This is a genomic window from Acinetobacter sp. (assembly GCF_049284435.1).
GTDB lineage: Bacteria > Pseudomonadota > Gammaproteobacteria > Pseudomonadales > Moraxellaceae > Acinetobacter.
Genome location: NZ_JBAPXX010000043.1, coordinates 38,035 through 61,874, shown reverse-complemented (window position 1 = coordinate 61,874; position 23,840 = coordinate 38,035). Strand labels below are relative to the sequence as shown.

General features: G+C 39.2%; 22 protein-coding genes. 5 read left to right on the top strand and 17 right to left on the bottom strand.

Annotated elements, in window-relative coordinates; translation table 11 throughout:
* Position 1: 1 nt before the first annotated feature.
* Positions 2-1,720, top strand: a complete 1,719-nt coding sequence (locus tag WAK81_RS03510; protein ID WP_422195703.1) for a proline--tRNA ligase — start codon at positions 2-4, stop codon at positions 1,718-1,720.
* Positions 1,721-1,773: 53 nt separating this feature from the next.
* Here WAK81_RS03510 and WAK81_RS03505 read toward each other — a convergent pair whose 3' ends face one another.
* From WAK81_RS03505 to WAK81_RS03470, 8 genes are all read right to left on the bottom strand, one after another.
* The gene (locus WAK81_RS03505; RefSeq protein ID WP_422195702.1) at positions 1,774-3,057 is read right to left on the bottom strand and encodes a hypothetical protein; all 1,284 of its coding nucleotides are present in this window, start codon (positions 3,055-3,057) and stop codon (positions 1,774-1,776) included.
* Positions 3,058-3,074: 17 nt separating this feature from the next.
* Positions 3,075-5,360: a hypothetical protein gene (locus WAK81_RS03500; RefSeq protein WP_422195701.1), complete on the bottom strand. Its 2,286-nt coding sequence runs from the start codon at positions 5,358-5,360 to the stop codon at positions 3,075-3,077.
* A gap of 33 nt (positions 5,361-5,393) precedes the next feature.
* Complete coding sequence (locus tag WAK81_RS03495) at positions 5,394-6,116, bottom strand: hypothetical protein (protein WP_422195700.1); 723 nt, start codon at positions 6,114-6,116, stop codon at positions 5,394-5,396.
* A 12-nt stretch (positions 6,117-6,128) separates the two neighbouring features.
* Positions 6,129-8,144 carry a hypothetical protein gene (locus WAK81_RS03490; RefSeq protein WP_422195699.1) on the bottom strand — a complete coding sequence of 672 codons (2,016 nt, stop codon included), beginning with the start codon at positions 8,142-8,144 and terminating at the stop codon, positions 6,129-6,131.
* 234 nt (positions 8,145-8,378) lie between these two features.
* Entirely contained in the window at positions 8,379-8,948 is a 570-nt protein-coding gene (gene dcd / locus WAK81_RS03485) for a dCTP deaminase (protein ID WP_004280726.1), read from the bottom strand.
* Between the two features lie 123 nt (positions 8,949-9,071).
* Positions 9,072-9,665: a LysE family translocator gene (locus WAK81_RS03480; RefSeq protein ID WP_422195698.1), complete on the bottom strand. Its 594-nt coding sequence runs from the start codon at positions 9,663-9,665 to the stop codon at positions 9,072-9,074.
* 257 nt (positions 9,666-9,922) lie between these two features.
* Positions 9,923-11,182, bottom strand: a complete 1,260-nt coding sequence (gene apbC / locus WAK81_RS03475; protein WP_422195697.1) for an iron-sulfur cluster carrier protein ApbC — start codon at positions 11,180-11,182, stop codon at positions 9,923-9,925.
* Positions 11,183-11,456: 274 nt separating this feature from the next.
* Complete coding sequence (locus tag WAK81_RS03470; RefSeq protein ID WP_422195696.1) at positions 11,457-12,254, bottom strand: hypothetical protein; 798 nt, start codon at positions 12,252-12,254, stop codon at positions 11,457-11,459.
* Positions 12,255-12,567: 313 nt separating this feature from the next.
* Between WAK81_RS03470 and metG the strand changes: the two genes are divergently transcribed.
* Positions 12,568-14,628 carry a methionine--tRNA ligase gene (gene metG / locus WAK81_RS03465; RefSeq protein WP_422195695.1) on the top strand — a complete coding sequence of 687 codons (2,061 nt, stop codon included), beginning with the start codon at positions 12,568-12,570 and terminating at the stop codon, positions 14,626-14,628.
* A 546-nt stretch (positions 14,629-15,174) separates the two neighbouring features.
* On the opposite strand, the gene WAK81_RS03460 is transcribed toward metG, so the two are convergent.
* The 3 genes from WAK81_RS03460 to WAK81_RS03450 all read right to left on the bottom strand — a co-directional run bounded on the left by WAK81_RS03460 (position 15,175) and on the right by WAK81_RS03450 (position 16,614).
* Positions 15,175-15,597 (bottom strand): hypothetical protein, encoded by a 423-nt coding sequence (locus WAK81_RS03460; protein ID WP_422195694.1) that lies wholly within the window; start codon positions 15,595-15,597, stop codon positions 15,175-15,177.
* Positions 15,560-16,156: a hypothetical protein gene (locus WAK81_RS03455; protein ID WP_422195693.1), complete on the bottom strand. Its 597-nt coding sequence runs from the start codon at positions 16,154-16,156 to the stop codon at positions 15,560-15,562. Before WAK81_RS03455 ends, WAK81_RS03460 begins: the two co-directional genes overlap by 38 nt.
* A 341-nt stretch (positions 16,157-16,497) precedes the next feature.
* Positions 16,498-16,614: a hypothetical protein gene (locus WAK81_RS03450; protein ID WP_422195712.1), complete on the bottom strand. Its 117-nt coding sequence runs from the start codon at positions 16,612-16,614 to the stop codon at positions 16,498-16,500.
* Positions 16,615-16,882: 268 nt separating this feature from the next.
* Between WAK81_RS03450 and WAK81_RS03445 the strand changes: the two genes are divergently transcribed.
* On the top strand, positions 16,883-17,863 hold the full coding sequence (locus tag WAK81_RS03445) for an MBL fold metallo-hydrolase (RefSeq protein WP_422195692.1): 981 nt from the start codon (positions 16,883-16,885) through the stop codon (positions 17,861-17,863).
* Positions 17,864-18,311: 448 nt separating this feature from the next.
* Positions 18,312-19,499 carry an ammonium transporter gene (locus tag WAK81_RS03440; RefSeq protein ID WP_422195691.1) on the top strand — a complete coding sequence of 396 codons (1,188 nt, stop codon included), beginning with the start codon at positions 18,312-18,314 and terminating at the stop codon, positions 19,497-19,499.
* Between the two features lie 51 nt (positions 19,500-19,550).
* On the opposite strand, the gene WAK81_RS03435 is transcribed toward WAK81_RS03440, so the two are convergent.
* The 5 genes from WAK81_RS03435 to WAK81_RS03415 form a co-directional block, all read right to left on the bottom strand.
* A complete protein-coding gene (locus tag WAK81_RS03435; protein WP_422195690.1) occupies positions 19,551-20,225 on the bottom strand; it encodes a DUF799 domain-containing protein in 675 nt (224 codons plus the stop codon).
* Positions 20,222-20,599 carry a DUF4810 domain-containing protein gene (locus tag WAK81_RS03430; protein ID WP_422195689.1) on the bottom strand — a complete coding sequence of 126 codons (378 nt, stop codon included), beginning with the start codon at positions 20,597-20,599 and terminating at the stop codon, positions 20,222-20,224. Before WAK81_RS03430 ends, WAK81_RS03435 begins: the two co-directional genes overlap by 4 nt.
* 12 nt (positions 20,600-20,611) lie before the next feature.
* Positions 20,612-21,292 (bottom strand): CsgG/HfaB family protein, encoded by a 681-nt coding sequence (locus tag WAK81_RS03425; protein WP_422195688.1) that lies wholly within the window; start codon positions 21,290-21,292, stop codon positions 20,612-20,614.
* A gap of 104 nt (positions 21,293-21,396) precedes the next feature.
* Positions 21,397-22,020: a LysE family translocator gene (locus tag WAK81_RS03420; RefSeq protein ID WP_004732032.1), complete on the bottom strand. Its 624-nt coding sequence runs from the start codon at positions 22,018-22,020 to the stop codon at positions 21,397-21,399.
* Positions 22,021-22,123: 103 nt separating this feature from the next.
* Positions 22,124-22,306 carry an NF038215 family lipoprotein gene (locus WAK81_RS03415; protein ID WP_422195687.1) on the bottom strand — a complete coding sequence of 61 codons (183 nt, stop codon included), beginning with the start codon at positions 22,304-22,306 and terminating at the stop codon, positions 22,124-22,126.
* A gap of 180 nt (positions 22,307-22,486) precedes the next feature.
* Between WAK81_RS03415 and WAK81_RS03410 the strand changes: the two genes are divergently transcribed.
* The gene (locus tag WAK81_RS03410; RefSeq protein ID WP_422195686.1) at positions 22,487-23,368 is read left to right on the top strand and encodes a 1-aminocyclopropane-1-carboxylate deaminase/D-cysteine desulfhydrase; all 882 of its coding nucleotides are present in this window, start codon (positions 22,487-22,489) and stop codon (positions 23,366-23,368) included.
* Here the strand turns inward: WAK81_RS03410 and WAK81_RS03405 are convergent.
* On the bottom strand, positions 23,365-23,688 hold the full coding sequence (locus WAK81_RS03405; RefSeq protein ID WP_422195685.1) for a DUF4870 family protein: 324 nt from the start codon (positions 23,686-23,688) through the stop codon (positions 23,365-23,367). The two genes, WAK81_RS03410 and WAK81_RS03405, sit on opposite strands and share 4 nt — an antisense overlap.
* Positions 23,689-23,840 lie beyond the last annotated feature (152 nt).

The following is a 23,840-nucleotide window of genomic DNA, read 5'->3' as shown; positions in this document are numbered from 1 at the left end:
CATGCGCGCGAGTCGCTTTTTATTTGCAACGTTAAGAGAAACCCCGAACGATGCTGAAGTTATTTCACATCAGCTGATGCTTCGTGCCGGTATGATTCGTAAGTTGGCTTCAGGTCTATACACTTGGTTGCCGATGGGCGTTCGCGTATTAAATAAAGTTGAAGCGATCGTTCGCGAAGAAATGGATAAAGTGGGTTCACTACAAGTCTATATGCCGGTGACACAACCTGCGTCTTTGTGGGAAGAATCAGGTCGTTATGTACAATACGGCCCTGAACTTTTACGCTTCAACGACCGCCATGGCAACCCATTTGTTTTGGGCCCAACGCATGAAGAAGTGATCACCGACCTTGCACGTAACGAATTAAAAAGCTACAAGCAATTGCCTGCAAACTTCTACCAGGTACAAACCAAATTCCGTGACGAAATTCGTCCACGTTTTGGCGTAATGCGTTCACGTGAATTCATAATGAAAGATGCCTACTCTTTCCATGCCAACCAGGAATCACTGCAACAAACCTACGACGATATGTATGCAGCCTACTGCAAAATCTTCACCCGTCTTGGTTTAGATTTCCGTCCAGTACAAGCAGATACCGGTTCAATCGGTGGTTCAGGTTCTCACGAATTCCACGTGCTGGCTTCAAGCGGTGAAGATGATATCGCTTTCTCGACTGAATCTGACTATGCAGCCAATATTGAAATGGCAGAAGCAGTACTTGTCGGTGAGCGTGCGGCACCGACACAAGAACTCAAACTGGTAGATACACCAAATCAAAAAACCATTGCGGATGTATCAGCATTCCTGGGTACCGATCCTGCCCATTCAGTGAAAGCGTTATTGGTTCAAGGTGTTGTAGCGGAAGAAGGTCAAGAGGCATCAGTCGTTGCATTATTCCTTCGTGGCGATCACGAACTGAATGAAATTAAAGCTGAAAAACATCCTTTAATTGCTGCACCTCTGACATTTGCTACCGAAGAACAACTGCAAGCACTTGGCTTAACTGCTGGCTTTGTCGGTCCTCAAGGTCTGGTCGAAAAAGGTATCACCGTCATTGTTGATCGTGCAGCATCAGTATTGTCTGATTTTGTTGCGGGTGCAAATGCAGCAGATCAACACGCAACAGGTGTAAACTGGGAACGTGATGCACAGTTCACTGAAGTTTATGACCTACGTAACGTGGTTGAAGGCGATCCATCTCCAGATGGTAAAGGCACGCTTCAAATCAAACGTGGTATCGAAGTGGGTCATATCTTCCAGTTGGGTCAAAAATACTCTGAAGCTTTGGGCTGTAAAGTCTTGGGTGAAGATGGCAAGCCATTCACTGTGACAATGGGTTGTTATGGTATTGGCGTGACGCGTGTAGTAGCTTCTGCAATCGAGCAGAACTTTGATGAGAAAGGCATTATCTGGCCAACTGCCATTGCACCGTTTGAAGTTGCCATTGTGCCGATGAATGCACATAAATCTCCACGAACTATGGAAGCTGCGGAAGCACTCTATACTGAATTACAATCTGCAGGTTTTGACGTGTTACTCGATGATCGTAATGAACGTCCGGGCGTGAAATTCTCTGATCTTGAGCTTACAGGTATTCCACATCGTATTGTGATTGGTGAAAAAGGCTTGGATGCAGGTACGTTTGAATATAAAGGCCGCCGTGACGCTGAATCAGTAAATATCTCGAAAGAAGAATTATTGGCAAAAATTGCTAAATAATTTCGCTTTCTTATAAAAAATCCCGCGTAATGCGGGATTTTTTATAATTAAACTTAGCAAAATTTATGTCCACCAAAACAGTTCGGTTTAAAATTTTGACCTTGTAAAGTTAAATTAGTGAGAGGGAAATCAAGTAGCGCAGGATTTTTAATTTCTTTTACATCAAGCGCACTCCCTAGCACACAACCAAAAACCAGACTTCCACAATCTCGCACATTAGTGGTTAAATCATGGTTAATTCCTGCAATGGTTTGCTTTAAAACAGCATCTGAAATTGGCACACTATAGGAAGGTGAAATACTTCCTAAATCCACTTCATCTTCCATTGCCATCCACCACCCTTGTTTTGCCGCGACTGCTGCACCAGGCCATAAGATGCTTTGGGATTGCAAGGAGAGTGAAGCTGGATTATTTAAATATAAAGCATGAATAAGTCCAAGATTTTGTTTAACGGTAATGTCTGTCTGTAGCCCGGTTAAGTAACCTGTAATATCTTTATTTAATTTTAATGCTCCATCCAATAATTCTGCTTCTAATGGTCCTTTAAAATCAATACGACCTACTGTCCCTGTCCCTTTTAGTACAACTTCTTTCATTCGTGTTCCTGACACTATCGTAGCAGGAATAGTAAAAGGTGCTGTTGTAGAATTTAACTGCAAAGCATAATTGCTAGATGTGTAATGTAAATCAAGAGGTAATGGTTGACCTAATAAAGTGCCTTTTACCGTGCCCTCAATATTCATTCCAGTTGCAGCATAATCCATGACACGAGGAGCGGTTGTTGCAACTCCTGATGAAGATTTTGTTTTCATATAACCACTGAAACTGTTAATACCATTTGGTGTAGCACTATTTTCTGTCCCCATTGTCAATAGACCTGAAATCTTTTCCGCACTTAAACGAAAACCTAAAACTTCACGTGTAGATGCCTGATTTGGATTTTTTATGGCAAATTGTACAAATGGATTAGTAATCAGAGCTGAAGTCGCGGCACGATCCGCGCCATTTGTAGGATTACCACTTAAGGCAATATGATCAATATCAATATCACAGCCGGTTGCACCATTAACACCGCCACACCCGAGTTGTAGCTTTTTTATATTGGCATTAATTTCCATCTCGGCTTCCAGGCCTAATTTATAAAATGAGATATTACTCTGGTCATAAGTAGCTCCTAGATTATCCATCTGGTTAAACCCAGACTGAACCTCCATTGACAATAAAGCCTGCCCATTGACTTCTGAGAGCTCTTGGTCTTCCAATGAGGTTAATGCAGATACCTGACCACTTAGGCCCATCATAGCTACCACTAGACTTTTTAATATTATTTTTTTCATTTTTCTCATCCTGATTTTTAGCGTGGTGTGATTCCCATCGTGCTACGAATAGTTCCACCAGTCAGTGCAATACTTGCCATGTTTTGCATATTGCCATTGGTCGCCATGGCAAAATTGGTTTTAAATGGTGTTGCAATATTATTTTCATAATTGAGTTTGACCTGATTATCCAAAGTCACTGTATCTGCACTGACACGAACTTTTGCTTTGACACCCAAATGACCTTCCATCTGGTTAAAGTTAATTGACGAAGTTTTTAATATCCCGGTTGAATCAATATCTTCATTGGCAATACTAAAATAGCTGCCCAGATTATCTTTGTTTGCATTTTCTTCTGCGGTAAGGGGTCTAAACTTAAAGTTTGCATCAAATGACAGGAAGTTGGTATCTGGTGAACTGCTGGTTGGGTCTACACCAGGAATAATCAGAAGCTCACCATTTCCATCAAGTTTAAAAGCAATATTAGTCAGGACATCATCACGTTTAGAAAAATTATCATGAGGCACATAGCCCTCGCATTTAGTGACCGATGCATTGGTACAATTATATTTAGATCCTGGTAATTGACCAATCGCAAGCTCAGCTTTGGCTCCAATCAGCAGCTTATCAGCGCGAATATAAATACCTTCATCTTTATAACTAATAATCCCTTCTGACTTGATCAAAGCATCGATATTCCTAAAACCAGCATAATAGTTAACAGCCTCACCATGCTCACCATTTTTACCATCAATCAATATAATCGAGGTTGTGCTTGGTAAACCGGTTTTCTTGTCAATTCCATAGCCTTCTGTAGATGCCATAATGTTATAAGCAATTGCTTGCTTATTGTCTGTTCCATAAGTCGTTCCAGACAACGCAACATTGGCATTTAAATTATAAATAGGAATACCGATTCCCCATGAACCACCATCGCCACCAATTTCCGCCAAAGAGTTATCTGATATGAAACGTGCTTTCGCAGCAATAGACTGAAAATCCATGCCGCGCACTGCGATATAGGCAAAATCTTCTCCATTCGTGGTGGTACTGAGTGTCTGTTTAAGCACAGTGCTACTGCTACCTAAAGTCTTCTGCATATTTTCATTGATTATGAAATCGAGACTTTTTGCAGTAATGGTATTTATATATATATTCCCAAAGTCGATATAAGCATTTTTACCGTGTAAGGAACCGGCAGCATTACGTGTAGTCAATGGTCTGAGCTTGGAAAATTGCACAGCATGGCTTCCCTTACCAGTATGACCAATCTCAAGTGTTGTAGGTGCCATAGTTGCTGGAAGCCCGGTACTATTAGCACCTGTAAACTCTGCAGACAAGCCCAGATTCAAACCACCTTCTCCGACCAGGCCACTGTAACCTGTTGCAGTTTTGTCCTGACGTTCTAGTACACCATTCACCTTGTTACTGACATCAAAAGTACCTATCTGGGTTTGATCGGCACTCATCGATAATCTTGCGTTAGTGACTGCACCCGAAGCCCCTAAACGCATAATATTTTTGCGTTCATTATTTGGCGTGTTATAACGCAAGTCAATATTAACCCCTGGATTGGTCGGATTAACCCGGCCAGCCGCGATATCGGTAATATCTTCAGCACGCTTTAGATCCACATAGTGATCTTGACTGCCATTTCGTGTGGTGAGTACCACGCCTTCATCCGGGTCAATGTACATATATCCTTGACCCGCGAAGTTAAAGTTAAAGTCATTCAAAATCAGACTATTTTCACCTAATTTATGACTAATCGTGGCATTTTTAAGCTGAAAATCGATACTGGCAATTGAATCTTTATTAAATAGACCTGCACTGGTTTGTAATAGCACACTAAGCGGTGTAGAGGTACTAATCCCTAATGCCCCCAAACTTTGATTAGATTGAGTACCCGCAGTCCGAATACTATTCGCAGATTGACTACATGGATTGGTCGTACAGGCGATCTTTACCAACTTTAAATCTGCAGTGGCTTGAAATGGTGAAACACTTGCAGCAAGCCGAAGCCCTGCCCCTTGTGAAGTGGTACCTACATCTATTTCAAGTTGACTAATGATTGGTTTATTATCTTTTCCAGTAATCTCAACATTATGTAGACCTAAACCCATTTTAGTGTTGGCAGTTGGATTTGGATCATACCAATTGGCTTGAGCAATACTGGCTTTAGAGATTTCATGAGTAATCACCATACCATCTTGTCCAGTGACTTCACTCAATTCTTGCTCTTCAATAGCTTCAAATGCATAACCTTGTTGTATAAGACACATGCATACTGTTAGCAATTTCAACTTTATTGTTGTTTTTTTCATTTATATATCCTTATGCTGTACTTGACGTTGTTACTAACAACGACTTTGTGCCCCACCTGTACAGTTATAACCAAATATTTTCAAATTGCCTGACATATGCAGATTTCCATGAACGTTCAACCCCATAAATCCTTTTTCAGCACCTTGATCAAACGAAGGAACATCTTGGGGTGCGGTTGTATAGGTTCCATCGGCATTATAGGTACGCCCTGTATACGTACTATAAACACCTGTATTGGCATAACCTTCTAAGGCGCCAGCACCTGTACCCGTTTCAATGGAAACTGTATTAAAGCCTAAATTACGGATCTTTAAAGGCTGGTTATCATAAAAGGTAATTTGCATCGCCGTTTGTGGTTCATTACGATGATTAATGATGGTTGTCCCATCGATCGAAAACTTATCAATCTGAATCGTGCCTTGAATGCCTTTAAACACTAACCATTTTTTATTTCCATTGGCATCGACATGGTTATTCGGCGCTATTGCTAAACGGCAAAATTGTTTTGTTACCCCACAAGTTGTCGGATCTAGAACATAAAATACTTCGAGCGGGTTATCGTTTCCATCAAGCCGAGAAATTTTATCTTTACTTAAATCTGTCGCATAAAGATGATTTAAGGATAAAGTCCAATTCAGGTCCGCTCCACCCTGCCCCACTGTATTGGTTAATGCTTGCTGATCAAGGGTTTCCAAGCCGGCAAAACTGGTCATAGAAGTACATAATAATGCACAGAGAGTGACTAATTTGGACATTTCAATATTTCCTTATAGACCAGTTGTTTTAATTTTCAGATGCTGAATCAGGACACCGTCGATGACAGCAGATCCAAAATTCTTACTTGAGCCATCAACACTTTTAAATACAACTCCGGTTGAATTGACACCATCCTTGGCGCGCAGCAAATTTGTTCCTGAGATACGCTCTGTTGTCCCTATTGAGATGCTACTGTGAGTCGCATTACGCCCTTGATAAAGTGCGGTGGTATCTGACGCATTATTTTTAATCGGTGTACCACAACTATAGACATTACAGGTCGAACCCTTTAAATCCGTTGTACCCAGTCCGCCCCCATAATTCTGATAAATTTGATTATAAATAGCAGGAATATTGGGAATACGTGTCACTTCTAAAATAATATTATTGTTTTCTGAACCGACAACGAAAGGCTGGTACATATTACCAAGCACCAAGTTAATATTTGGGCTATATAGATATAAGCCTTCAGAATCATGAAATATCGGAGCAGCACTTCCATTCAAGGCTGGGGTCGGGACATTACCATCAAGTGCATCTGTTTTTGCTGCGGTACTGAGACGTATACCTTTACTGTTAAGATTGTTATCGCTGCTGCTTAGAGTTTCTGGTCGATCATTGGTATTCAGACGAACAATACTCGCCATACCTAATGTTTGGCTGTAATTCTTATTGTCAGATTCTAAGGTTTGGAATAACCGAACTTGCGAGCCATTAAAACTCAGACCATTGGCAATAAATTGAGTTCTTAATCGATAATTTGTGTCAAGGCCTGAAGTCGGCCCACCCGTTATAGGATCTACAGCATTCGAGGAATTAAGCTCACGTGCAAAAATATCACTCCAGAAGCCCAGCTTGATATTATTATCACTTTCGACCCCTGCAATTGGACTTAATGGGGCTTCCAAAGCAATATAGCCTACATCTTTAGCAGCGTCCTTAAACTGTTTGACGTTTTCAGTTCCTGCCCGGAATAACCAAGGATTATCTGCTGATCCCCAGCTAAAACCCTGATTACTGTATCGTGTGCTTAAAGAACCATCGCTTTTCGATAATGCCAGACCATAAATAAACACATCAGCTTTAGTTCTTAAAGTACTCACAGAACTTTTAGCAGCTTCAGCTTTAGCAGCCTGATCTGCTCTAGCAATGATTTCAGCCATAGCAGCACTATCTGCATCTTTCATCATTCCGGCTAAAGCAGCTTCAAATTTTTTATCATAATCTGCTTTAATTAATGCAATAATTCTTGCATCTACAATTGCTCCAATAATATTTTCCCTAGTACCAGACGTACTCCATTCAGTTGCAGGAATTGATTTCGTCGCATCCTTACCATAAAGAAGGTCAATCATTTCCAATGTATTTGTTTTTGCCTTATTATTTAAATCAATTAGATTCCCCGGTGAGTGATCAAACATTGTTGTGCCATCATCGACTAGACTATATTGAATTAAAGCGGGTTTACCGGCTCCATTATAATAATCATCACGACGTTGGTCATAATAGGCTTTAATAAAGTCGGTGTTATAATAATAATCAACTAATTCTTGCTTAAATGCGTCCCGGTTTGTCTGTGTATCATGAGTATTCTTAATCGTATTATAATTCGTATCATAAAAATTAGTTTTTAACGTATCATAGGCTTGCTGATACTCAGTTGCATAATTCTGCGTTCTTTCAACATGAAAAGCATTATCATATGTAGATTTATAAACTTTGTCGTATACACGCTGCCCAAGTTGGTTGTAATTTTCACCAGTCGGAATAATACGAATGAATCCTGTATCTGCTTGTCCGGGATTTTCAATGCCTCTCGCGTAACTGGAACCAGCAGAAAGATCTTTAGGACCTTGAAACACCATTTTAAAATCATCAAGAACGAGCGCAACACCCTCACCTGTGGTGTCAGAAAGAGAAGAATCTGATAATTCCTGCATCGCATGTGCAGAAGGCAACAGGCTGAAACCGATTGTCATCGCCAAATAACTTTTGCGAAATTTAAATATATCTTTTATCTGAGTCATCTCACTCTTTCCTTTTTATTCGATGCTCCGCACCTTATGCTTCAGCTTCCCAGCCGCCAATCTTTGATTTTTTATAATGCATTGCATCTTTTTTATGGTTATGCGGAATCCATTATGCTGATTTTTAATACAGATGCCAAAGCCAATTAGGCGAAAAATAGCAGTTTCCGATGAATGAAAATCTCAAAAAAATAAACGGGACATAAAGTCCCGTCATTCAATATCTTAAAGCAATTAGGTCTTCGGCAAAGTAACGCCTGTCTGACCTTGATATTTACCACCACGATCTTTATATGAAGTTTCACAGACTTCATCAGATTCAAAAAATAGCATTTGCGCTACACCTTCACCTGCATAAATACGTGCAGGAAGATTGGTCGTATTTGAAAACTCTAAAGTTACGTGTCCTTCCCATTCTGGCTCAAGCGGAGTCACGTTGACAATGATGCCACAACGCGCATAAGTGGATTTGCCCAAACACACGGTCAAGACATTACGTGGAATGCGGAAATATTCGATCGTACGCGCTAAAGCAAACGAGTTAGGCGGAATAATGCAAACATCCGACTCGATATCAATAAAGCTGCGTTCATCAAAGTTCTTCGGATCGACAATTGCAGAATGCACATTGGTGAATACTTTAAATTCACGTGCACAACGCACGTCATAACCGTAGCTGGATACGCCATACGAAATCAGCTTTTGACCATTTTCATCCAAACGTACCTGGTTTTCTGCATACGGTTCAATCATGCCGTGTTTTTCGCTCATTTCGCGAATCCAACGATCAGACTTAATTGCCATTGATATAATCCAAAAATCTTAAAAACAAGTTATTGCGACGTACTTTAACTGAAATTGACACTAATGAAAATAAGTGAAAGGCTTAGAGCTGAAGTTGCCAAAAAATTGCTGATTGAGATCAGCTTATAAACTTAAAAGTGCAGAATAACTTAAAGGAATAGAAAAGCTCATTAGCACCAGCGAAGCCGTTTTTTGCAAGTTTTTCTGATTGAGCCAGCGGCTGTTTTTTCTGGCCAGGATTGAGCCTAAAAAAGTCCAGAAGAATGCAATCGGAATCAGCAGAAGCAAGAAAACAAGCATATGAGTCACGTAATGCTGACTGCTTTTCCAGACAATGACAGGAAAAATAGCTGAGGCAAATAAAAGTGCTTTAGGATTAAGCAAGGTTGCCAAAAATAATTCTCGTGCGCGAATCGAGACATTTTCAAGATTTTCACTTATTTCTGCTGTTCGCCATAATTTCACAGCGAGAAACAGAATATAGCCAGCACTAAAAAGTTTGAGAATAGTTGGTAACAGCGGAAGATGAACGGAAATTTTTCCGATCAGAATACCCCACAAGCTAATGGCGATAAAATAACCAAAGGCTTCAGCAGGAATTAAACGAAATGTTTTTTTAAATCCGACCTGAATGCCTGAAGATGCCAATAAGGTATTGGTTGGGCCTGGTGTTAAAAGAATAGTTACCACTAAACCAATAAAAAACCATGAAATCATAGTTTGACCTCGCTCTAATCCGAGTAGCATAGAAGAATTCGGTCAGTGCTGCAAAAAAATAATTGTAAGAGAACATATAATCCAAAATTCAAGTTTATTTATTCCAATTAATACAAATGCTTATATAAATATTTAGGATAAACACCCGATAGTCATTTCAGTCAATTTCAATCATTTAAATCGGGCTAATTTTAAAAATAAGAAATAAAAAGCCCTAGCTTTTAGCTAAGGCTTAAATATCTGAATTGTCTATAGAATTAAAAAATTCGGCTATGATCTTTTTCTACTTTAGGTAGCTGCGCTGCAATTTTCTCTGCAATCAGCATATAACTTTCTGCAGCAGCATCTTCGGCAATGACAGAAGGTGTACCGGCATCCGCATTTTCACGAATTTTAGCATCCAAAGGTAAACGACCCAATAATGGGATTTGATATTGCTCAGACAGTTTATCTCCACCGCCTGTACCAAAAATCTGTTCTTCAAACCCACAATTTGAGCAGATATGTGTCGACATATTTTCAATCACGCCCATGATCGGAATCTGCACGCGGTTAAACAATTCAATGCCTTTGGTGGCATCCAGCAAGGCCACGTTTTGTGGCGTTGTCACAATCACTGCACCCGTCACCGGAATACGCTGCGCTAGGGTTAACTGGATATCGCCTGTGCCAGGTGGCATATCAATCATCAGCACATCGAGGTCTGGCCATAGGGTCTGATTGAATAACTGCATTAATGCACCCGTGGCTTTTGGACCACGCCAGGCGACTGGAGTATTGTGGTCTCCAGTTAAATGGCCAATTGATAATACTGCCATCCCATAGGCTTCAATAGGAACAAACTGTTCTGCTTCAATCATTGGCGTTTTTCCAGCATTGCCGAGCATGGTTGGAATACTTGGACCGTAAATGTCGGCATCCAGTACGCCTACGCGCAGGCCTATTTTTTGTAAAGCCAAGGCCAAATTCACGGTAGTGGTCGATTTACCTACGCCACCTTTACCAGATGACACCAGAATCACATTTTGAATGCGTGGGTGTTTCGGGACATCACGCTGTTGCGGCGCAGCTTTTTGAATAGGTGGATTATTCGGATCAGCTTCTTCTGTTTTTGTAGGCTGTGCCGACGCATCAACCACAGGCGGAAGATTGGGTTTTGCTTCCGATTTAGGCTCGCTTGAACAGTTTTCACCTTCAGCATGGTTATGCCCGCAACCCCCTTCTTTCTTATGTCCAGTTTTCTGCTGAATCACATGCATATTCAGCTCTTGAATACCACATTTTTGCAAAGCTTCCGCCAGTTCATCATGAATCTGTTGCAGCTGCGCTTTTTCTTCGGGATAGGTATTCAAAGTGATTTGCAGAATTTCACCCTGTACATTGACCTGAGTAATACGATCTTTCAAGGGATTGCTGGAATTTGGCAAGATATAGTTTTGCAGTACGTTCTGCACAGCTTCTTCGTTCACCTCCTTGGAAGGCGAAAAAACCGATTTAAGCGAAGAAAGCCACGACATAGGTTACTCCAAAAATGTAGATCGACATCTGAATAGCTTAGTTTAACGGGGTTTTAGGCTAAGGTTAAGCACTGTATTGGAGAAGATGAAAGAGATATCTTAAATTCCCAACTATTTTACTTGGTTTTGTGAAATGTTTTATGAAATCTTGGTGAATAGAAATAATGAAAGAAAAGAGAGATAGATTATTTTGATGTAATAATTTTTTTTATTGATCTCTTGCGTATCAAGCCACTTTAACCCTCTGTGATTAAAGTGGCTCTATGATCACAGACTATTTATGATTTTTATTGTTTTCAGATTTGTCCTGTTGATCCTTCGTATTTTTATCCTGATCTTGTTTCGATTCATCCTTTTTGGACTGAGAGCTGCTTTCTGAATCTCTATCTTTGGCATCTTGCTGCTGATCAGAATCACCTTCCTTCGATTGATTATCTTTCATTTTATTCATCGTATCAGTTGCCATCTGTTTCAGCTCAGCGAACTTAACCGAGGCTTCACTGACTAAGTCTGTGATTTTCTGTCTGGTATCTTCAAACTTATGCATGGCTTCATCTTTTAAATTTGCCATACCTGCCTGCTGATCGATCTGACCATCTTTAGCATTTTGTTTATCTGACTTGTTAGATGATTTATCTTGAGATGTATGATCCGCTTTGGCCTTTTTCGCATCATCCGAACCTTGCTCAGCATTTTGCTGGTTGCCAGATTTGCCATGTTTCAGCTCATTCAGAAGCTTTTCACCTTTTTGCAATAGCTCTTCACCGATCGCAATCGCCTTGGCTTTTAAGTCATCCATCTTAAAGCTTTCAGTTTTTTTATCGGACTGATTCTCTTTAGAACTGTCTTTTTGCGCTGATTGCTCAGCATTTGCATCTTTGCCGTTATGCTGGGTATCAGACTTCTGATCAGCATGGGTCTGGGCACTTTTCCCGTTCTTATGTTCCTGATTATGCTGTTTATCCATCTCGTTTTGCTTTTGCTCTTTTGCAAGCTGATCATTCAATTCGCGTGCATGTTGTTCTTTATCTTGATTTTGCTTCGACGTATTGTTTTGGTTCCGCTGAGTCATGAGGTACCCTCCTTAGGCATATCATATAAACAATCAGCCATTTTTTTAGCACAAAGCCTCACGCGAATTGGGCGAAGTAAGCAAACTGCAACAAAGCCTGTACATGTTGTTGCTATTATTTGCAGGATGTAGCATGAGCTGAGTCAAATCCGTATTGAAAAGCTCTATGCTAAAGATGATTCAGACTTTCGTATTCGAGCTGTCCAAGTCCATCTATTCGCAGGGTTTCAGCAAAGCATTTCTTTGTAATCCCCTCGGCATCATGTAAAATTATGGCCCATTGCATAATGAATACGAATGAGAGAGTGAATCCGTGCGTAAAATTTTAGTCACCAATGCCCTTCCTTACGCCAATGGCCCGATTCATATGGGTCACTTACTTGGCTATATCCAAGCAGATATTTGGGTACGTGCCATGCGCGCGATGGGTCATGATGTGACTTATGTCTGTGCGGATGATGCTCACGGAACTGCGATCATGCTGCGTGCCGAAGCGAATGGCATTTCACCTGAAGCGCAAATTGCCAATGTGCAAAAAGAACACATTCGTGACTTTGACGGTTTTGGGGTGCATTTCGATCATTATGATTCTACGCATAGCGATACCAACCGTGCCCGTGCGTCAGAAATCTATGTGAAAAACCGTGACGCGGGCAATATTGCTGTTCGTCCAGTGACCCAGCTTTTTGATCCTGAAAAAGGCATGTTCCTGTCAGACCGTTTCATTAAAGGCACCTGTCCGAAATGTAAGGCGGAAGATCAATACGGCGACTCGTGTGAAGTCTGCGGTGCTACCTATAATGCAACAGAATTGTTGAATCCACATTCAACTTTAAGTGGCGCAACACCAGTCGAAAAATCATCTGATCATTACTTTTTTAAATTGCCAAATTTTGGTGAATACCTGCAAAAATGGACTCGTGATGAAGGTCGCTTGCCGGTATCGATTGCCAACAAGCTGGACGAATGGTTTGAAAATGGCTTGAACGACTGGGACATCTCACGTGATGCGCCGTATTTCGGTTTTGAAATTCCAGATGCGCCAAACAAATATTTCTATGTTTGGGTGGATGCGCCAATTGGCTATATGTCAAGTTTTGAAAACTACATCAAAACCAAACGTCCTGAATTGAATTTTGATGACTACTGGAAAAAAGATTCTGAAAATGAGGTCTATCACTTCATTGGTAAAGACATCGTATATTTCCATGCCCTGTTCTGGCCGGCAATGCTTGAAGGCGCTAACTACCGCACGCCATCTGGCTTATTCGTGAATGGTTTCTTGACTGTAAATGGTCAGAAGATGTCTAAATCTCGTGGTACATTCATTAAAGCTGAAACGTATTTAGAGCATTTAAATCCTGAATATTTACGTTATTACTTTGCATCTAAACTTTCTGACAAAGTTGAAGATTCTGACTTGAACCTTGATGATTTCGTTCAGAAGGTAAACTCTGACCTTGTTGGTAAAGTCGTGAATATTGCCAGCCGTTGTGCGAAGTTCATCAACACCAAGTTTGATAACAAGCTAAGCGCTACCTGTGCAGAACCTGAACTGGTACAAAGCTTTATTGATGCAGGTAGCTCAATTGCTCAGGCTTATGAAGCACGTGAATTCTCTGCTGCGATTCGTGAAATCATGGCGCTGGCAGACAAAGCCAACCAGTACATCGACGAGAAAAAGCCTTGGGCACTTGCGAAACAAGAAAGTCAGGAACAACAGGTTCATGATGTATGTTCTGTGGGGATCAACCTGTTCCGTCAATTGGCAGTGTATTTAGCGCCTGTATTGCCAACTTTGGCTCAACAGGTTCAAGATTTCTTGCAACTTGAAAGCTTCGATTTTGCTTCTCGCGAAACAATTCTGTTGGGTCATGAAATTGCATTGTTCCAACCATTGATGCAACGTGTAGATCCAAAAGCTGTTGCGGCAATGGTTGATGCTTCTAAAGATTCTTTAGCTGCCCCTGCTGCTGAACCAGCTAAAGCTGAAAAGAAAAAAGAGAAGAAGACTGAGAAAAAGCCTGAACCTAAAGTCGGTGAAGCTGAAATCATTAATATTGATGATTTTATGAAAGTTGACCTGCGTGTTGCTGAAGTTTTGGGAGCGGCTACGGTTGAAGGTTCTGACAAACTGCTTCAACTCACTTTAAACGTTGGTGAAGCTGAGCCACGTAATGTGTTCAGTGGTATTCGTGAGTTCTACCAACCTGAAGACCTAAAAGGCAAATTGGTGGTGATGGTGGCTAACCTTGCGCCACGTAAGATGCGTTTTGGTATTTCAAACGGAATGGTTTTAGCAGCGGGTAATGGCGACGGCGTTTGGGTAATTTCACCTGAATCTGGTGCTAAACCGGGTGATAAAGTGTCTTAAGGTTTTTTAATCTAAGATACAAAAAAGCCTCTACTGATGTAGGGGCTTTTTTATGCATTAAGTTCCCTCTCCTTTGAAAAAGGAGAGGGTTAGGGAGAGGATTTATTTAATTACTGCCCCATTATAATTTTATAAAACATATTTTCTTTGCGTAGGCATTACCTTACTTTTGAAAGATCAAAAGTAACAAAAATCTTTTGTTCACTTGATGATACGTCCATGTATCACAAGTGAACGGCGACATCCATGTCGCTTTATTCATTAATACTTACTACTAGAGTATTTATTAATAGAGTGTACTATTTAAAATGACTACAACATTTATAAACATATAAAAATGAAAAATTTTTTATGTCTATAACGAGAAAAAATTAATGGAGCAAATAAAAGAAGACTTATGCGATGTACTAAATCTTCAAGTTAACTATTAATCAAATCAAATAACCTGCGACATGGATGTCGCCCGTTCGTTAGGGGTACATGGATGTGCCCTCTAACGAGCAAAGGGGTTTTGTTACTTTTGCCCCAACAAAAGTAAATAGTGTTTCAATTAGAATTAACATCAATATGAGCTAATTGAGTTGGTATGTCCAAATATTCATAAATAGCATCAACTTTCTTGATTAAATTATTATCATTTGTAAAGAAAAAATGACAAAAAGATGCTATCTGTGCATGAGTGAAATCACTAATTGAACGCTGCACACCATTAACATGATCTAATTTAGTATCTGAATAAAAACCAATAAAATTCATCATATTGTAGATTATATTTACTTTTTCATATTTATAAAGTTTTCGTTCTTTATTTTTCTCTAAAACATTAATAGTCCAAAAATCATCAATAGTAAAATTTTTATAATCCTCTTTTTCTTTATATAAATTCCAAATTTTCTCGACTACTTGAGGCATATTTATATTATTTAGTTGTTTAGCAGAAATCCCCCACTTCATTTCTGAAAATTTCACTCATTTTATCCTGCTCTGCATTTTTTACAATTAATGAAAGCGTAGCTTCTATTGCTTGTTCATATATTTCTTTTTGGCTATATATTTCTTGATACATAGCTTCCGCTTTGTATCTAAGCTGAGGGAAATTTTCTAACTCATCTTTAGCTTTTCTCATTTTTTCGAGATTTTTTTCATAAGAAAATAATGCCTCCTTTTTAATTTCATGAATATTTTTATTTTTCTGATAACTTAATAAAAATTGGTCATAAATATGTTGATCCAAAAATCCCCACTCGGTTTTATTTTCAACATAATTGTGAAACCACTCCCTTACAGAGGCTTGAGAAATTACACATGAATCTAAAAATTCTAAGTTCCTGTTGTAGGCGATTCTTATATGATTTGCATTTAACCATTCTAGAATATTTAAATATTTTTCAACTGTTTTTTCTTTATCTTCTTCTTTTGCATTAAGAAAAGCTTTATAAATTTCACCTAAGGTAGTATCAGAGTATACAATCTGGAAACTCTCATTAAAATAAGAATATATATCATTATTGCGATCAAATCTTTTCACGAATAAATCTCAAATATTTTGATCTAAATAAGCTAAAGGTTTTCCTGAGTATTCTGGTTCGCTCATACAGTGCTCTTATGGAATAATTGTACATTTTATAATCAAGAAAAATTTTAAACAATGTTTTAAAAATAGATTATGCTTCTAAAACCAATAAGAAACTTATGAAGAAATTAAAACCTCTATTTTTAGCACTTATGGTAAGCACAACAGCTATCACAACTCAAGCAGCTTAACCCATCACCATCACCACCTAAAAACAAGTCGCTGGCTAATCCCCTCATAAAATCCAAATATCAAAAAAGCCCCTATCTCTAGAGGCTTTTTTATTGCTGGGTTACTTAGCCTTGTAGGATAAATTCCCAGATAACATAACCTAGTCCAAAGCCCAGTAGTGAATATAAGGTAATAATGAAAAATACAAAGCTGGCATTGTTTTTTCTTTTCCAAAAACTCATCGAGACACCCAAAGCTTGTTCGTAATACCCCATGTTAACGAGCTTTTCATAAAAAGTGAAATATATCTAAGCATTTTATTTATAATAATATTTTTATAAAAAACAGGTTCCTTACTTTAAAAAAATCAATATACAGATTCAGACTGAATTTTTAGTACAGATGCTAAATCGGCATTGCTATTTTAAAAAATGGTAAATATATTAATATTCTTTTTTGCTGGCATCCGTGCTAATACATAGAATTGACTTTAATTACATAAGAATAGCCATGAAATACTTCACCTCTTCTCTCGTCATGTCACTGCTTGCTTTAGGCTCAATGGCGGGTATCTCTCAAACACATGCACAAACAATTTCTAGCACCCAACAACAAAAACAGGTTCCCGGTTATTATCAGCATAACTTCGGGGATTACCAGATTACTGCCCTGCTAGATGGGACCAATTATCTGTCCAAAGCCTTATTTAAAGATATTCCAGCAGCCCAAGCCGACCAGATATTGAAAAAATACTACGTCGATCAGGCCAAAGGCATCCAAACCTCCGTGAATGCCTTTCTGGTCAATACATCCAAAGAACTGGTTCTGGTCGATAGCGGGACTTCAAGCTGTAATGGTCCACACCTAGGTTCAGTGTATTCCAATTTACAGGCTTCAGGGCATAAACCTGAACAGGTCAATGCCATCCTACTCACGCATTTACATCCTGACCATGTATGCGGCATCAGTAATAATGGCGTTGCCAATTTTCCCAATGCCAACATTTATGTGTCTCAAGCTGAACTGGATTTCTGGATGAATCCTAAAACGGTAGACAAATTACCAAAAGCAAAGCAGGCAGGTTTTTTGGGCACAGTCGATAAAATCAAGAAAGCCATTGCACCCTATCAGGCCAAAAATCAGCTCAAAACCTTTAAAACTGGCGATAAAATCCATGCTTTCGATGTCATCAGTTCGGCTGGACATACACCGGGACATTTTGGTTTTAGCTTAAAATCACAAGCCCAGGAAATGGTGTTTATTGGAGATATTGTGCACTCACATACACTTCAGTTTGATCGCCCACAGACCGGCGTTGACTTCGATGTCGATCCGAAAAAGGCGATTGAAACTCGCTTAAAGTATTTTGCTGAATATGCGAAGAATGGTCAGACAGTAGCAGCACCACATTTGCCATTCCCTGGGATTGGACATATTTATTCTAAAGATAACAAGAGCTATCAATGGATTTCGGTACATTTTAAAGATTAATTGAATACTTCAATAATTTTATCTAAGCATGAAACCCTAATTTTTTAGGGTTTCATTTATTTTAAATATCTTTCAGCCAGATTCCCTATGACTTGGTAAATTTAAAACTTGAATGACGCTTTGAAATTTAAAAGCAATGATTTCGTTTATTTTTAAATTTTTTCTTAAAAATCTTTCACTTTTCATGTGCACCTTTAGCATGCTTTTTTAGCACCGTTTTTCTTACGATAAATATAAACACCTAAAAATATAATATAAATTTGAATTTTATGAACTCTTGCTATGTCTTAGTTTGGTGCACAAAAATTGTAGTGTGCTTTATATCGAGTCTTATTCATTTAACGAAATTCTTCATCAAAATTTCCCTTGCTTCCCCCTCTTCTACAATCAATTTGCCTCTATATACTGATTTTCTTTTGTGATCCCGCGCACTAAATTGGAACGCACCATGCAAAATATAGACTTATTATTTCTTCTTCTCGGTGCAGTTCTAGTGCTTGCCATGCATGCTGGATTTGCTTTTTTAGAGCTTGGAACAGTTCGACATAAAAACCAGGTCAATGCCTTAAGTAAAATTCTAACCGACTTTGCCATTTCTGCGATCGCCTATTTTTTAGTGGGCTACTATATTGCCTACGGTCAGCACTTTTTCCATGATGCTTCAACCTTGTCTGCCGATCATGGCTACAATCTGATGCGCTGTTTTTTCCTGTTGACCTTTGCCGCAGCAATTCCGGCGATTATCTCTGGAGGAATTGCAGAGCGTGCCAAAATGCGTTCACAGGCTTTAGCCACCCTATTCCTGGTTGCGCTAATCTATCCTTTTTTTGAAGGTATGATCTGGAATGGCAACCTTGGTTTTCAGGATTGGCTGGCCCATACATTTGGTGCCAGTTTTCATGATTTTGCCGGTTCAGTTGTCGTTCATGCAATGGGCGGCTGGATTGCACTTGCCGCAATAATCCTACTTGGTGCGCGTCATGGCCGTTACAAAAAAGATGGCCGGATCACCGCGCATCCTCCTTCATCGATTCCTTTTTTGGCTTTAGGTTCCTGGATTCTGATTGTTGGATGGTTCGGTTTCAATGTAATGAGCGCGCAGCGGCTGGATGCCATTTCTGGACTGGTCGCCATTAATTCCTTGATGGCCATGGTCGGTGGAACAATAGCAGCCAAAGTTGCGGGGAAAGATGACCCGGGCTTCCTGCATAATGGTCCCTTAGCAGGTCTGGTGGCGATTTGTGCCGGATCAGACGTCGTTCATCCGTTGGGTGCTTTTTTTATCGGGATCAGCGCCGGTATTATTTTTGTGAAATTATTTACCTATACCCAAAATAAACTCAGAGTGGATGATGTATTGGGAGTCTGGCCTTTACATGGCGTTTGTGGTGCTTTTGGCGGATTAGCTGTGGGTATTTTCGGTCAGCAATGGCTTGGAGGAATGGGAGGAGTTTCTTTAATTTCACAACTCATAGGTACAGTGCTGGCGATTGTCATTGCTTTGGCGGGTGGTTTTTTGGTGTATGGCCTGCTTAAGGTTTTGATGGGTATTCGCCTGACTGAGGAAGAAGAGTTCAACGGTGCAGACTTGTCGATTCATCGTATTTCTGCTAATTCGGAAGAAAATACTTTTTAATTGATATAAAAAAAGCCTCTACGACTAGGGGCTTTTTTATAGCGTATAGCATTAAGGATTTAATGAGTTTTGCGCAAAATGTAGTGAGCGAGGTCCATATAGCAAACCCTTCTGTTGTGGCAAACGAGGTGTATATAGTAAATGACTAACTGTTCCTGATAATACATATGCTTTATCACTTAGATGATTAGATATTTGATCTACTAAAGCTCCCACTAACATGCCAACCAATCCTGCATTACTATTATTATTAGCAAGCTGTTGTTTCTCCGTCCCTTCCCAAAGTAATTCACCTGTTTTCAGATCAACCAGTTTTGCTTCAACTGCGACTGTTGCTACAGTTTGAATTACTTGATACTTAGAACCGTATTCCTTTACTTTAATATAAAGTGCTGCGTCTGCACCGAAAATTTCCTTTAATTTTTGTGGACTCACCATCTGTGCATCAGAACCATTGTAGACACCATTTTCTTTAAACATAGTATCAACTACGCTTATTGGGAAAACATAATAACCAGCTTCCGCAATTGGAACTGTTACTGTTGACCAATAACTATAAGGTGCTCGCGTATCCGGTGATTCATTTACAGGTGGCATTACCAGAATAGATTTTGGCATATGGGCTGTATAGCTGCTCAAATCACGCGTGTTTTGAGGTGCCATAGTACAACCTGTAAATAAAATTGCTACTGCACTTAAAGCGAATAAATGTTTCAGATTTTTCATTTTTTCGCTCCCATCACACTTGCACCTGTCATTTTTTGCAATAAACGATCCATTAAGATAGTTGACTCAGGATAAACTTGTCGTTCTAATTCAAAGTATTCAATTGCACGTGGGCCATTATTAATATTGAGGTTTAACAAACCTAAATGTGCATATAGACCTGGTGGAACTGCCGCATTTTTTGCTTTCGCTTTTTCAATATCTTTTTCAAGTTTAACAATCTGCTCTTGCGGAGAAACCTTTTCTGGAACAGTTAAAAGTAAATATGTTTGCTGTGGATATTGTCCCCAGCTGTATAGTGATTTTGGTGCGCTTACACACCCTACTAAACTTAGTGAAACTAAGCATCCCACTAATAGGAATAATTTTTTCATGCTTCAAACCTATTATTTGTTAGACCATTTATTGGTTTGAATATCGAGTACAAGATTATTCACTGCTTCACGTACAGCCAAATCTAAAACTTTCCCATTAAGTGTTGAATCATAAGAAGCTGATGAACCAAAACCTAGCACTTCTCGCTCACTCAGTGCATACTCACCTGCTCCTTGAACGGAATGAACTACTTCAGCTGTTTTTACATCTACAATATTTAAATTTACCTTGGCATAAGCAATTTGAGTTTTACCACGGCCCAATACACCAAAAAATTGATGATCACCAACTTCTTTACGGCCAAATTCAGATACATCACCTGTAAGTACATAACGTGCACCTTTAATAGATTGTGATGTTTTATTAAAGCCAGACTCTTGTTGAAGTTCAGACAAGTTATCTCGATTAAGGACAGAAAAATAACCAGATTGCTGTAAATGTGTTTCTAAAATAGTCTTAGCTTGACCACCCAAACGATCAACATTGTCTGAAAAAATACCTCGCATATAACTCGAACGGTTATCAAACTTACCAATTGATACCGGAGTTTTAACACCATTATATTTAACAGTCGCAGTCGCAGTCGCAGCGGTTACTTGTGGAGCTTGAATCGTTTTAGAAGTCTCTGTAGTAGAACAGGCAGTAAACGTCAAACACCCAAAAGCAGCAATTAACAATCTTTTATTAGACATATCATCCCTCTGATATTTAATAGTTTAAAAATCAAGGAATAATAACAATATTAGTAAACGATTAAACAAAAATTAAACAAAATTTTTAATATTTTGTTTTTTATTTATTTCATCCCAAAGATCAGTTTTAAGCCAAGTACCGTCATAACTGCGCCTGCTGCGCGGTCAAACAAAGCCTTAAACTTCAAATAAACACGACGTGGCTTTTCCGCAGAAAGTGCAACTGCGACCAGTGAACACCAGCCAGCATCAATAAAGAAACATAGAATTGGCAAAACAAAATAAAAATACGTTGGAATTTCTTTGGGCAATAACGCGGTAAAAATACTGGCTAGCACAATTGCAATTTTTGGATTGGACAACTGTGTGATTAAACCGGTGGTAAAAGCACGGCGTAAAGACATCTGTTTGCTAATGGTTGTATCCGCTTCAATCGGATCTTTGGCATGTTTAATAATTTTAAAAGCCAGCCAAAGTAAATATAAACCACCACAAATTTTTAAGGCCAGATAAGCCGAAGGTACTGCCAGTAAAAATGCCTGTAAACCGAGAACCGCCAGCAGACCAAAAATCGCTGCACCGAGACCAGTACCCAATGCAGTAAATAAACCGTGTTTACGTGAAATGGCAATTGAATTTTTTGCTACATAAATAGAAGTCGGCCCGGGGCTCATTGCACCTAACATCAGGGCAAAAGCAATCGAACCTAAAATCCAGAATGATTCCACGAGATAACCTGACTTAAAAATTGAAGGGCTATTTTAAGCAAAAACCTGACGATTTGCTGTAAAAATTTCTGGATTTGTCACTAATTTTAACTATTGCAATTACTTAAGGTTTCAACTGATCCTGAGCACTCAAATGTTTGTCTAGCAGTTTATAATCCTGCTCATATACAGGTACACCACCAATTATCATGGTACGGGTTTCTGTTTTAGGCTTATTCATCGCATCATCACAGCCCGACAGACTGAGCAGCATGCCGACCAATACAGCATAGGATAATATTTTCATTATTCTACCCTCCTCAGGGTTTCCTATGTTTAGATTAGCATTATTGTTTAAATAATCAGCAGAATATTTGTGACAATCTACAACCAATTCCATAGCTCTCAGCGAATAATGGCTTATTGAAAAGCTCTGATTTTTAGTACTTCCACTATAATGCCTCAATCATGAAATTGGTTAGCTTTTATGTTCGAAACCATTGCTCAAAATATTCTAGATCAACAGATTAATTTTCACGATATTACTTTAACAATACGTCGTCTGGATCTGGTGCATCCGCAAATTTCGGGCAATAAGTTTTTTAAACTGAAATACAATTTTCTTGAAGCAAAAAGACAGGGTTATCAGCATATTCTGAGTTTTGGAGGTGCTTATTCCAATCATATTGCCGCTACTGCATTTGCCGCACAGCAGTTTGGTTTTCAGAGTGTTGGAGTGATTCGGGGTGAGGAACTGGCTGATCGACCATTGAATCCAACGCTCGCCACCGCCCAACAATTCGGGATGCAATTGCATTTCGTCAGTCGTGATGAATATCGGCGCAAGCAACAGCTTGAGTATTTAACTGAACTCGCTCGACAATTTCCTAATCATTATATTATTCCTGAAGGTGGAACCAATGCTTTAGCGATTCAAGGTTGTCAGGAGATATTAAAATATGGCGATGCGCAATTTGATGTCATTTGTTGTGCAGTAGGCACTGGCGGAACGATTACAGGTTTGATTAAGGCTAGTCATGCTCATCAACAGCTTTTGGGATTTTCTGCGCTGAAAGGTTCATTTTTAAAAGATGAAGTCGCCCAACTAACGAAAAAAACCAACTGGAACATTCTTGATGATTATTGCTGTGGTGGCTATGCCAAAACCAGTGCAGCCTTGATGCAGTTTATCCGGGATTTTGAAGCCGAATTTATGATTCCACTGGAGCAGGTCTATACCGCTAAAATGTTGATGGGGATTTTTGATTTGATTGAGAAAAATTATTTTCCGGCTGGATCAAAACTGCTGGTAATTCATAGTGGTGGTCTGCAAGGCCGTAATATTTCCTTTGATTTTATAGCAACTTAAGCTTGAATCGGTTGATTGTTATTTAAGGCAATTAACCCTTTGACCAAGCGGTAGATATGCCAGATAAAGACCAGAAATACGATCAGGAAGCCAATCAAGATCACAGTTAATAAGCCACCGACGATATAACCCAGCAAACTGATCCAGAAGGTTTTAATTTGCCAGTCGACATGACTTTCCAGCCAGGTTCCGCGCATTTCATCACGCTTGATATAATTCATCACAATCGCAATAAATGGGGTAAGACCAAGAAAAAATCCTAAAATATAAAGAACATACGTAATGAGATTATATTGTTTTAAATCTTCCGCGCTTGCCATTCGCTTTTCCTTGTTATTATGTTTTTAGTTTGTACAAAAACTATGCATGAGTTTTAAACAGCTTTCAAATATTTTATGTTTAAAATCCACTGCAAATCTGCAATCACGGAACTGATTTTTCTGGAATAGAGAAAGCTGAAATAAAATTGTCT

Coding starts and splice junctions, on each gene's coding strand:
- WAK81_RS03510 (WP_422195703.1), top strand. CDS start 2: ATGCGCGCGAGTCGCTTTTTATTTGCAACGTTAAGAGAAACCCCGAAC.
- WAK81_RS03505 (WP_422195702.1), bottom strand. CDS start 3,057: ATGAAAAAAATAATATTAAAAAGTCTAGTGGTAGCTATGATGGGCCTA.
- WAK81_RS03500 (WP_422195701.1), bottom strand. CDS start 5,360: ATGAAAAAAACAACAATAAAGTTGAAATTGCTAACAGTATGCATGTGT.
- WAK81_RS03495 (WP_422195700.1), bottom strand. CDS start 6,116: ATGTCCAAATTAGTCACTCTCTGTGCATTATTATGTACTTCTATGACC.
- WAK81_RS03490 (WP_422195699.1), bottom strand. CDS start 8,144: ATGACTCAGATAAAAGATATATTTAAATTTCGCAAAAGTTATTTGGCG.
- dcd (WP_004280726.1), bottom strand. CDS start 8,948: ATGGCAATTAAGTCTGATCGTTGGATTCGCGAAATGAGCGAAAAACAC.
- WAK81_RS03480 (WP_422195698.1), bottom strand. CDS start 9,665: ATGATTTCATGGTTTTTTATTGGTTTAGTGGTAACTATTCTTTTAACA.
- apbC (WP_422195697.1), bottom strand. CDS start 11,182: ATGTCGTGGCTTTCTTCGCTTAAATCGGTTTTTTCGCCTTCCAAGGAG.
- WAK81_RS03470 (WP_422195696.1), bottom strand. CDS start 12,254: ATGACTCAGCGGAACCAAAACAATACGTCGAAGCAAAATCAAGATAAA.
- WAK81_RS03450 (WP_422195712.1), bottom strand. CDS start 16,614: ATGAGTTTTTGGAAAAGAAAAAACAATGCCAGCTTTGTATTTTTCATT.
- WAK81_RS03445 (WP_422195692.1), top strand. CDS start 16,883: ATGAAATACTTCACCTCTTCTCTCGTCATGTCACTGCTTGCTTTAGGC.
- WAK81_RS03440 (WP_422195691.1), top strand. CDS start 18,312: ATGCAAAATATAGACTTATTATTTCTTCTTCTCGGTGCAGTTCTAGTG.
- WAK81_RS03435 (WP_422195690.1), bottom strand. CDS start 20,225: ATGAAAAATCTGAAACATTTATTCGCTTTAAGTGCAGTAGCAATTTTA.
- WAK81_RS03430 (WP_422195689.1), bottom strand. CDS start 20,599: ATGAAAAAATTATTCCTATTAGTGGGATGCTTAGTTTCACTAAGTTTA.
- WAK81_RS03425 (WP_422195688.1), bottom strand. CDS start 21,292: ATGTCTAATAAAAGATTGTTAATTGCTGCTTTTGGGTGTTTGACGTTT.
- WAK81_RS03415 (WP_422195687.1), bottom strand. CDS start 22,306: ATGAAAATATTATCCTATGCTGTATTGGTCGGCATGCTGCTCAGTCTG.
- WAK81_RS03410 (WP_422195686.1), top strand. CDS start 22,487: ATGTTCGAAACCATTGCTCAAAATATTCTAGATCAACAGATTAATTTT.
- WAK81_RS03405 (WP_422195685.1), bottom strand. CDS start 23,688: ATGGCAAGCGCGGAAGATTTAAAACAATATAATCTCATTACGTATGTT.